Origin of the sequence: Halomonas sp. 707D4, assembly GCF_024158685.1 — a bacterium.
In the GTDB taxonomy this organism is placed as follows: Bacteria; Pseudomonadota; Gammaproteobacteria; order Pseudomonadales; family Halomonadaceae; genus Vreelandella.
The window spans coordinates 1-8,139 of record NZ_JAMZBD010000107.1; the positions used below are offsets into that span (position 1 = coordinate 1).

Annotated in this window: 9 protein-coding genes and 1 pseudogene; 3 read left to right on the forward strand and 7 right to left on the reverse strand. The window is 64.5% G+C overall.

What is annotated here, in order from left to right; genetic code table 11:
• The 3 genes and pseudogenes from BIS11_RS06590 to ntrC all read left to right on the forward strand — a co-directional run.
• Positions 1 to 277 (forward strand): annotated as a pseudogene (locus BIS11_RS06590) (DUF4124 domain-containing protein); the annotation flags it as partial.
• Between the two features lie 208 nt (positions 278 to 485).
• A complete protein-coding gene (gene glnL, locus BIS11_RS06595) occupies positions 486 to 1,544 on the forward strand; it encodes a nitrogen regulation protein NR(II) (protein WP_253422692.1) in 1,059 nt (352 codons plus the stop codon).
• Positions 1,541 to 2,971 (forward strand): nitrogen regulation protein NR(I), encoded by a 1,431-nt coding sequence (gene ntrC, locus BIS11_RS06600; RefSeq protein ID WP_227389048.1) that lies wholly within the window; start codon positions 1,541 to 1,543, stop codon positions 2,969 to 2,971. Before glnL ends, ntrC begins: the two co-directional genes overlap by 4 nt.
• Positions 2,972 to 3,000: 29 nt before the next feature.
• Here ntrC and BIS11_RS06605 read toward each other — a convergent pair whose 3' ends face one another.
• The 7 genes from BIS11_RS06605 to BIS11_RS06635 all read right to left on the reverse strand — a co-directional run.
• Positions 3,001 to 3,519 carry a YqiA/YcfP family alpha/beta fold hydrolase gene (locus BIS11_RS06605; RefSeq protein ID WP_253585846.1) on the reverse strand — a complete coding sequence of 173 codons (519 nt, stop codon included), beginning with the start codon at positions 3,517 to 3,519 and terminating at the stop codon, positions 3,001 to 3,003.
• The gene (locus BIS11_RS06610) at positions 3,519 to 3,653 is read right to left on the reverse strand and encodes an entericidin A/B family lipoprotein (RefSeq protein ID WP_253424665.1); all 135 of its coding nucleotides are present in this window, start codon (positions 3,651 to 3,653) and stop codon (positions 3,519 to 3,521) included. Before BIS11_RS06610 ends, BIS11_RS06605 begins: the two co-directional genes overlap by 1 nt.
• Positions 3,654 to 3,851: 198 nt before the next feature.
• Complete coding sequence (locus BIS11_RS06615) at positions 3,852 to 4,376, reverse strand: VOC family protein (RefSeq protein ID WP_253424662.1); 525 nt, start codon at positions 4,374 to 4,376, stop codon at positions 3,852 to 3,854.
• A gap of 1 nt (position 4,377) precedes the next feature.
• Entirely contained in the window at positions 4,378 to 4,797 is a 420-nt protein-coding gene (locus tag BIS11_RS06620; protein ID WP_253424659.1) for a heme-binding protein, read from the reverse strand.
• A gap of 926 nt (positions 4,798 to 5,723) precedes the next feature.
• Entirely contained in the window at positions 5,724 to 7,172 is a 1,449-nt protein-coding gene (locus tag BIS11_RS06625) for a sodium/glutamate symporter (RefSeq protein ID WP_253424656.1), read from the reverse strand.
• Positions 7,173 to 7,274: 102 nt separating this feature from the next.
• A complete protein-coding gene (locus BIS11_RS06630; protein ID WP_253424652.1) occupies positions 7,275 to 7,829 on the reverse strand; it encodes a phosphatase PAP2 family protein in 555 nt (184 codons plus the stop codon).
• A partial coding sequence (locus BIS11_RS06635) for a glycosyltransferase (protein WP_253585847.1) occupies positions 7,792 to 8,139 on the reverse strand: 348 nt, incomplete at its 5' end. The genes BIS11_RS06630 and BIS11_RS06635, both read right to left, overlap by 38 nt.

Below are 8,139 nucleotides of genomic sequence, written 5' to 3' on the forward strand. Positions count from 1 at the left end.
CTATGACCGCTTCGTGATCGAAAGCCCCGCCGCCGGGGCGCTGATCGCCGGGGCCACCACGCCGGTCGAGGTGCGCATCGAGCCGCCGCTGCGAGACGATCACCGTGTCCAGCTGCGGGTCAACGGTGAGCTCAGCCAATCGGCCCTGCACAGCAGCGCGTTCTGGCTGGCGGGGCTTTCCGGTGGCCGCCACCGCCTGCAGGCGGAACTGGTCGACGGCCAGGGACGGGTGCAACATCGCACCGAAGCGGTGAGCATCGAGGTCATCGCTCGCTAGCTTGCACTTTTTTGGTGCATCATGAGGCCTCGGTACCGGCTATCGCGCTTCATCGCGCACCGTGTGGGTGGGCGCGCATGCCTTAAAGCCGTGCAGGGCGGGCCCGATGGACAGTTGGCGCGCTTCTTGCAATTTCCCTTCCAGCGACGAAGCGTCACGCCAATGGCGGTGGCCCTTCAGGACACGCCATGTCTTTTCAGGACACGCCATGTATCAGCGTTTAATCGAACACCTCACCACGGCGGTTCTGCTGCTCGATGGGGAGCTGCGGGTCTGCTGGATGAACCCGGCCGCCGAAGCGCTGCTGGCGGTGAGCATCAGCCGCGTGCAGGGCTCGAGCCTGGATACGCTCCTGGGCTGCAGCGAAAGCATCGATACGGTGCTGGCCAAGGCGCGCGACGCCTTCCACCCCTACACCCAGCGCGAGGCGCGCATCACGTCGCTCAGCGGCGAACCGCTGACCGTGGACTACACGGTCACGCCGCTGTCGCCCAGCGAGCTGCTGCTGGAGGTGGAGCCGCGCGACCGGCTGATGCAGATCTCGCGGGAAGAGGCGCTGACAACCCGCCAGGAGACGATCAAGGTGCTGGCCCGGGGCCTGGCCCATGAGGTGAAGAACCCGCTCGGCGGCATTCGCGGCGCCGCCCAGCTGCTCGAGCGTGACCTGGCCGACCCGGCGCTGCAGGAGTACACCCGTATCATCGTCGAGGAGGTCGACCGCCTGAAGGACCTGGTGGATTCCATGCTCGGCCCCAACCGCATCGTCAAGCACGCGCCGGTCAATATCCACAAGGTGCTGGAGCGGGTGCGCGCGCTGCTGCTGGCAGAGCATCCCCATGTCACCATCAACCGCGACTACGACCCCAGCCTGCCGGATCTCTCCGGCGACGAAGCCCAGATGATCCAGGCGGTATTGAACGTGGCGCGCAACGCCGTGCAGGCGATGACCGAAGCCACGACCGAGGCGCCGGAGCTGGTGCTGCGCACCCGCGCCCGGCGCCAGTTCACCCTCGGCGCCGAGCGTCACCGCCTGGTCAGCGAAGTGGGGCTGATCGACAACGGCCCCGGCATCCCCGAGGCGCTGCGCGAGACGCTGTTCTACCCCATGGTCTCCGGGCGCGCCGAGGGCAGCGGTCTGGGACTCTCCATCGCCCAGTCGATCCTGCACCAGCACCACGGGCTGATCGAGTGCGACTCGCGCCCGGGGCATACCGAGTTCCGTTTACTGATTCCGTTAGTCATCCCTCTTGCCGGAGAAGCGACATGACCGAGACGACACGAACCGATGTTTCACGGGTGGTCATCGTCGACGATGATCGCGCCATTCGCTGGGTGCTCGAGCGCGCCCTGGCCCAGCCGGATCTCGAGGTCGAGTGCATCGAGCGCGCCGATACGGCCCTCGAGCGTCTGCTGAGCGATCCGCCGCAGGTGCTGGTGACCGATATCCGCATGCCGGGCATCGACGGGCTCGACCTGATGTCGCGGGTGCGCGAGGCGCATCCGGATCTGCCGGTCATCGTGATGACCGCCCATTCGGATCTCGACAGCGCCGTGGCCTCCTACCAGGGCGGCGCCTTCGAGTACCTGCCCAAGCCCTTCGATGTCGACGAGGCGCTGGCGTTGGTGCGTCGCGCGGTGGCCCACGCCCGCGAACGCCAGCGCCCGGTCAGCGTGCCGGAGGGGCTCAACGCCGAGATCATCGGCGAGGCGCCGGCCATGCAGGAGGTGTTTCGCGCCATCGGCCGCCTGTCGCATTCGCACATCACGGTGCTGATCAACGGCGAATCCGGCACCGGCAAGGAGCGCGTTGCCCAGGCGCTACACCAGCACAGCCCGCGGGCGGGCAAGCCGTTCATCGCGCTCAACATGGCGGCGATCCCCCGCGATCTGATCGAATCCGAGCTGTTCGGCCACGAGAAGGGCGCCTTCACCGGCGCCGGCGCCCAGCGTCAGGGCCGCTTCGAGCAGGCCAACGGCGGAACGCTGTTTCTCGACGAGATCGGTGACATGCCGGCGGAGACCCAGACGCGGCTTCTGCGCGTGCTGGCCGACGGCGAGTTCTACCGGGTGGGCGGACACACCTCGGTGAAGGTGGACGTGCGCATCATCGCCGCCACCCACCAGAACCTGGAATCGCTGGTCGCGGAGGGGCGCTTTCGCGAGGATCTCTTCCACCGTCTGAACGTGATTCGCGTGCACCTGCCCCGGCTTGCCGAGCGCCGCGAGGACATTCCGCGGCTGACGCGGCACTTTCTCGCCGAGGCGGCCAAGGAGCTTGCCACCGACGTCAAGGTGCTCACCCAGGCCGCCGAGACGCATCTCACCAAGCTGCCCTGGCCCGGCAACGTGCGCCAGCTCGAGAACATCTGCCGCTGGCTGACGGTGATGGCGTCGGGGCGTGAAATCCTGATCGAGGACCTGCCGCCGGAACTGCGCACCCTCGGCGCTTCGCCGGAAGGCACCCATGGCGACTGGCGCACCGCCTTTCGCGGCTGGGCGGACCACGCCCTGGCCGAAGGCCATACCCATCTACTGGAAGAGGCCGTGCCGGATTTCGAGCGCATCCTGATCGAAACCGCGCTCAAGCATACCGGCGGACGCAAGGGCGAAGCCGCCGAACTGCTGGGGTGGGGGCGCAACACGCTTACCCGCAAGCTCAAGACGCTGCTGCCGGCGCTGGCCGACGAGGCGTGACACCGCCATGAGCCAGACCCGGGTCTGGCTCATGGCGTCTGGCACAGTGCCAGAAAACGCTCGAAGTCGGCGAGAATGATCTCGAGGCTGTCGTGCAGGCGGTGGTCGTCGTCGACCATGCGAAGCGATAGCCGCTGGCGGCGGGCGTGCTCGATGACCGGCTCGCAGGCCACCACGTCGTCGCGCCAGCCGTGAATGATATGCGTATGCCGGGCTCTGATCGTGACCGTCGTTTCCGGGTAGTCCGGCATGCCCAGCGCCGGAGCGAGCAGGAAACAGCCCCGGACCGGGTGGCGCTGGCTCAGCGCCGCGCTCAAGAAACCGCCCAGACTCGACCCTGCCATGACGCAGCGGTCGGGGTCGTCGCCGCGCGCCTTTAGAGTCGCCACCAGATGCTCGAAGCGCGCCTGGTGGCTCGGCTGGTCGCGGTAGTCCATCACCACCGCCTCGCAATCGTCGCACTTCTCCACCACACCCTTGAGCGCCTGTACCTTGAGCGCCTGGGGGCCGCTTTCGAGGCCGTGGGAGAGATAGACGTGGGTCAGCATCAGTCCTCTGCCGCGTCCTGAACGACTCTGCCTCCCTGCTCGATATCGCGTCCCATTCCCTGGAACGTATTGCAGCCGCTTAGCATGAGAAGAGTCATCAACAGCGCAAAACCCAAAGCGATCGAGCGTTTCATTGGCGAGTACCTGTAGTGAGCGTCAAGCGAGAGAAGTCGCGCGGCACGGTGGAAGGACGCCGGCTGCCCTGTCCTTACTTTAGCCAGCAATGTGCGCTTTGGTAAGAGGAATTTATCGCCGCCCGCACGCAAAAAGGCGCCGGCATTGCCGGCGCCTCGTGTGCGTCTGCAGGAGGGTTGGTTGCTGCCGGAAGGCGCTTACGCCTCCTGGGACGGGATGAAGCGGGTCTTGGTGGCGCCCTCACGGTAGGTCATCTCGGAAGGTAGTTGAAGCATCTCCACCAGGGTGCCCCAGGGGGTGTGGAAGAACCACAGCTTGTTGCCCGGGCCGCTTTCGGCGTCGAAGCAGTCCTGGGGGCCATCGAACATCGTGGCGCCGGCGGCCTTCGCCGCGCGCCCCGCCGCCTCGATATCGTCGACGACGATGGAGAAGTGGGTCAAGCCCAGCGAGCAGATTCGCGCGGGCTCGCCGGTCGGCCTGGAGACCTCGAAAAGCTCCAGGTTGGCGCCACCGCCCATGCGCAGCATCGAAATGGCGCGCTGGGCGTTGTCCTCGGGCATGCCGTTGATGGCGCCCACTTCCTCGCCGGACTGGTCGTCGGCGGACTTGGGCAGCACCCGGTAGAGGACCTCGGCGTCGAACGCATTCATGAAGAACGCTTCCGCCTCTTCCATGTTGGGCACCGTCATGCCGACGTGCTCGACTCCGCGAACGTTGGCCATGTCAAAACTCCTCGAACGCGGCCACGGCGACTTCCGCCAGTTCCTGCTCCAGCGCCTCGTAGGCGCCGGAAACCGCGACCGCCCCCACGCTATGGCCGTCGACCTTCAGAGGCTCGGCGCCGCCCAGCGGGATCAGTCCCGGCATGTTGCCGATGTAGTCCTGCTCTTTCGCGGCCATCCTGGAGAACTTGGTCAGCGGCTCCTCGAACTTGGCCGCCGAGATCGCCTTCTCGATGGCACCGTTCACGCCGCCCGCCACGGCGCCATCCATGCGGTGGAACTCCACCAGCCATCCGCCGCGATCTACCACCGCGATCGAAACGGGAAAATCGCGCTGTCTGGCTGCTGCCACGGTCGTCTCGATGATTCGATGTGCCCCTCGGGTCGAAATGCTCGACCACGTGTGAGTCTTCTCGCTCATGATGAAATCCCTTTATCCGTTGCAGAGTGGTGTACGGCACACTGAGTGATTGCGACGTTGCTAAATTAATGCCGCCTCAACAAGGTAGCGGTGTGAAGCGAACTTTGCCAATGGCTGAGTCAAGTTGGCAGGGCGGGCGAGAGCTAATGTCGCATGTGCCATTTCTATACAGTCGAGCGCCCTTGCAGGCTTGTAAATAGCGCGCCCTTCAGGTTTTTCTGGTTTCTTCATGCATATGATAATTAATGTTTTTTTCTTTTATGGGGAGTTTTGGCCCGCCCCCTGCATCATCAAGTTCAAGAGCCACCGCAGCAAGTCAGTGACTTCATCACCGGTTTGAGCAGGCTAGCGATATACACGGATGGCAGGACGCCAACGGGAAACGGATTTCAAAGGACATTGGCCTGCTCACTCTCAACGGCGCAAGGCGGCGTCGACATCATGGCTAGGGAGCGGCGGCGATGCAAACGGGTCATCTCGGGAAACCGAGGTGGCTTTTTTGCGTTTCTATTGGCGCCATAAGTTTTTGATATTTATACAAAATTTGTATATGTGGGGCGCGAGAGGATTATCTGTGCAGAACTTTATACAGATGGCACCTGGGTTTTAGTCTATCCTCTGGGATACACCACATTCAGCGGCTATAAAACGTCAACGAGAAGCCGCCCACTCAGGGACCAACGTCATGGCAATGGTATTAATGTTCGTCATGTTTATCTTGTTTTTAGGTTTTTCAGGTGTGGGCGTCTACATGATGTTCAAGACATCCTTCACGACGCCGGAAGACCTCGACGATATCCCGCCCGATTTGAAGTAACGTCTCGATCATGCGTTCTGCGAAAAGCGAGCGCAACCCCCGCAGCCCTTTCTCATCAACGATTTTTCAAACGCCCGCCGTCGCGGGCGTTTATCGTTTCGGGGCAGCGTCATTGACTACCCTGCCAGCGTCCCTTGCCCCGCCTTGGCACCATGCGCCCAAAGTACAGAAGTCCGAAAGCGAGCCAGCCAAATGTCAAAAGCGCCGTGAAGATCAAAACGGCCAGTGCGCCGAACTCGGCGATCAAGGGCAGCGCCGCCGCGGTGAACAGCCCCCCGCCGACCACGGGCTCGAACATCAGCTGCTTGTAGCCGAAGCTTTCCAGCGCCCCGGACTCGTTCTTGGGGTCGGCCATGCGCATCAGCAGAAGCCCGGTGACCGTCACCCCCATGGATTGGCCGAAGTCGCCGATGCCACGCTCGAACCAGTGGTGCGGAATCACGCGCGGGGCGATGACGATCAGCACGAACAGCCCCCAGGCGATGCCTGCCACGGAGAGCAGCAGAAAGGGCAGGAAGTAGTCGCTCAGCGTGGTCAGCGACAGCGTCGCCAGTGCCGCGACGATGGTGAAATCGAGCGCCGTTCCCGCGATGCGCGACATGGTGCGCGTCGAGACGTGGTGCTCGAGGCCGAAGCGCATGATGACCAGTTGCACGATCACCCCGCCGATCATGGCGATGGGAAACAGCGGCACGTGGGCGAGGATCTCGAGCCCGCCGTCGCTGGCCCAGGTGACCTGCTCGATCCACTGCAGCCCGGAAAGAAGCAGCCAGCCGATGACGATGGCGATGCCCACCAGGCCGATGTGCAGGCTCAAGGGGTCGGTGGTGCCGGCCTCCTGGGTCAGGTCCTTCTTGAACTCGCTGAACTCCTCGGTGGAGGGGCGCTCGTCGTCGCGCAGGGTGTCGTCCGGCACCTCTTCCTCCTTGCTCAGCGTGACGACGCCACGCCGGGCGGCGATGTTGATCATGATCGTGCCGATCAGCACGCCGGAGACGATGCCCACCGTGGCCAGGCCCAGCGCCAAATCGGCGCCTTCGGCAAAGCCCAGGTCGGCGAAGGTGTCCGCCATGCCCGCGGCGGTGCCGTGGCCGCCCTCGAAGCCGATCTCGATCAGCGCCCCCGCCATCGGGTTCATGCCGAACACCGGCGCCAGTACCAGTAGCGCAAGCGTCAGCCCCACCACGTACTGTCCCCAGGCCATGGTCTGGCCGACCACCACTTGGGGGCCTGCGCGCAGCCAGATGGTCCTGATACCGGGAATGGCCTTGCCGATGAACAGTGCCGCGAACACCACGTTGATCAGAAGCCCCGGCAGCGCCGACCAGCTCTCCTGCACATAGGCCGGAAAGAGCCCGGGGCTCTCCTCGAAAAGCGTTGGGGTGAAGCGCCCGATCACCTCGGGACCCAGCAGCAGGAGCAGAAGTCCGGCGATGACGGAGCTGGGTAGAAACAGTCGGCGCAGCCAGGGCAGAAGCAGGCGAATCGCGTTGCTGAGCAGAAGCGCCAGGGCGATCAGCACCAGCGCGACGAAGAGTTCACCCACGGTCATGGTCATGTCATCACTCCTTGATGAGCAGCGGTTGCGGGACGGCACCAGACGCCAAGTGCCCCTCGGAGTGAATTAACCGTAGCGGTTTTTGTTTGAAAGCGCTATGGATCAGCCGCCCAGCATCGGCGCCATCACGTAGAGGCCCAGAAGCGCAAAGCCATAGCCCATCGCCGCACCGGCCAGCACGTCGCTTGCGTAGTGCAGGCCAAGGCCCACCCGTGAGATGGCGATCAGGGCGCTCAGCGGCAGGATCACCACCAGCAGCCAGGGCGTATGCGCCGCCACCAGTACGCTGAACATCACCGCGTGCATGGTATGGCCGCTGGGAAAACTGTAGCGATCGCGAGCCGGTTCGCCGCAATGCACGCCGCCTAGATACGTGATGAACGGGCGCTCGCGGCACAGCCGCGTCTTGACCAGCCGATAGGCCGTCAGCGCCACCAGTGCAATGGCGCCGTACTGGAGCACGCGCCGCTCGCCACCTGGGCCGAGCCAGGGCTGGGCGGCGATCAGCAGCACCCACACCGGCCAGTCGCCCAGGCGGCTGGCGATTTGCAAGGTGATGCGCCAGGCGGGAAACAGCGATAGACGAGTGACGCGCTGGCAAAAGCGCCACTCCCAGGTATCAAGGCGATCGAATACGACAAGCGGGCGAGAGCGCATGGTGAGCCTCCAGGGCGTTGTTCAGGTGGCGCTTGAACTGCTCGGCGATACCGACCCAGCTGCGCTCGAGCACGGTCAGCCGCGCCAGGCGCCCCAGGCGGGCGTAGTCGGCGGGGTGCTGGCACAGCTCGGCGGCGGCCTGCTGGAAGCCGGTGGCGTCGCCGGGGTCGAGGTTGATGCCGTTGTCGCCACTGTTGATCAGCTCGGCGCTCGCGGCATGACGAAACGCCACCACCGCCAGGCCGCTGGCCATGGCTTCGGTGATGACGTTGCCCCAGGTCTCGGAGAGCGAGGGAAACACGAACAGGTC

Coding starts and splice junctions, on each gene's coding strand:
- glnL (WP_253422692.1), top strand. CDS start 486: ATGTATCAGCGTTTAATCGAACACCTCACCACGGCGGTTCTGCTGCTC.
- ntrC (WP_227389048.1), top strand. CDS start 1,541: ATGACCGAGACGACACGAACCGATGTTTCACGGGTGGTCATCGTCGAC.
- BIS11_RS06605 (WP_253585846.1), bottom strand. CDS start 3,519: ATGCTGACCCACGTCTATCTCTCCCACGGCCTCGAAAGCGGCCCCCAG.
- BIS11_RS06610 (WP_253424665.1), bottom strand. CDS start 3,653: ATGAAACGCTCGATCGCTTTGGGTTTTGCGCTGTTGATGACTCTTCTC.
- BIS11_RS06615 (WP_253424662.1), bottom strand. CDS start 4,376: ATGGCCAACGTTCGCGGAGTCGAGCACGTCGGCATGACGGTGCCCAAC.
- BIS11_RS06620 (WP_253424659.1), bottom strand. CDS start 4,797: ATGAGCGAGAAGACTCACACGTGGTCGAGCATTTCGACCCGAGGGGCA.
- BIS11_RS06625 (WP_253424656.1), bottom strand. CDS start 7,172: ATGACCATGACCGTGGGTGAACTCTTCGTCGCGCTGGTGCTGATCGCC.
- BIS11_RS06630 (WP_253424652.1), bottom strand. CDS start 7,829: ATGCGCTCTCGCCCGCTTGTCGTATTCGATCGCCTTGATACCTGGGAG.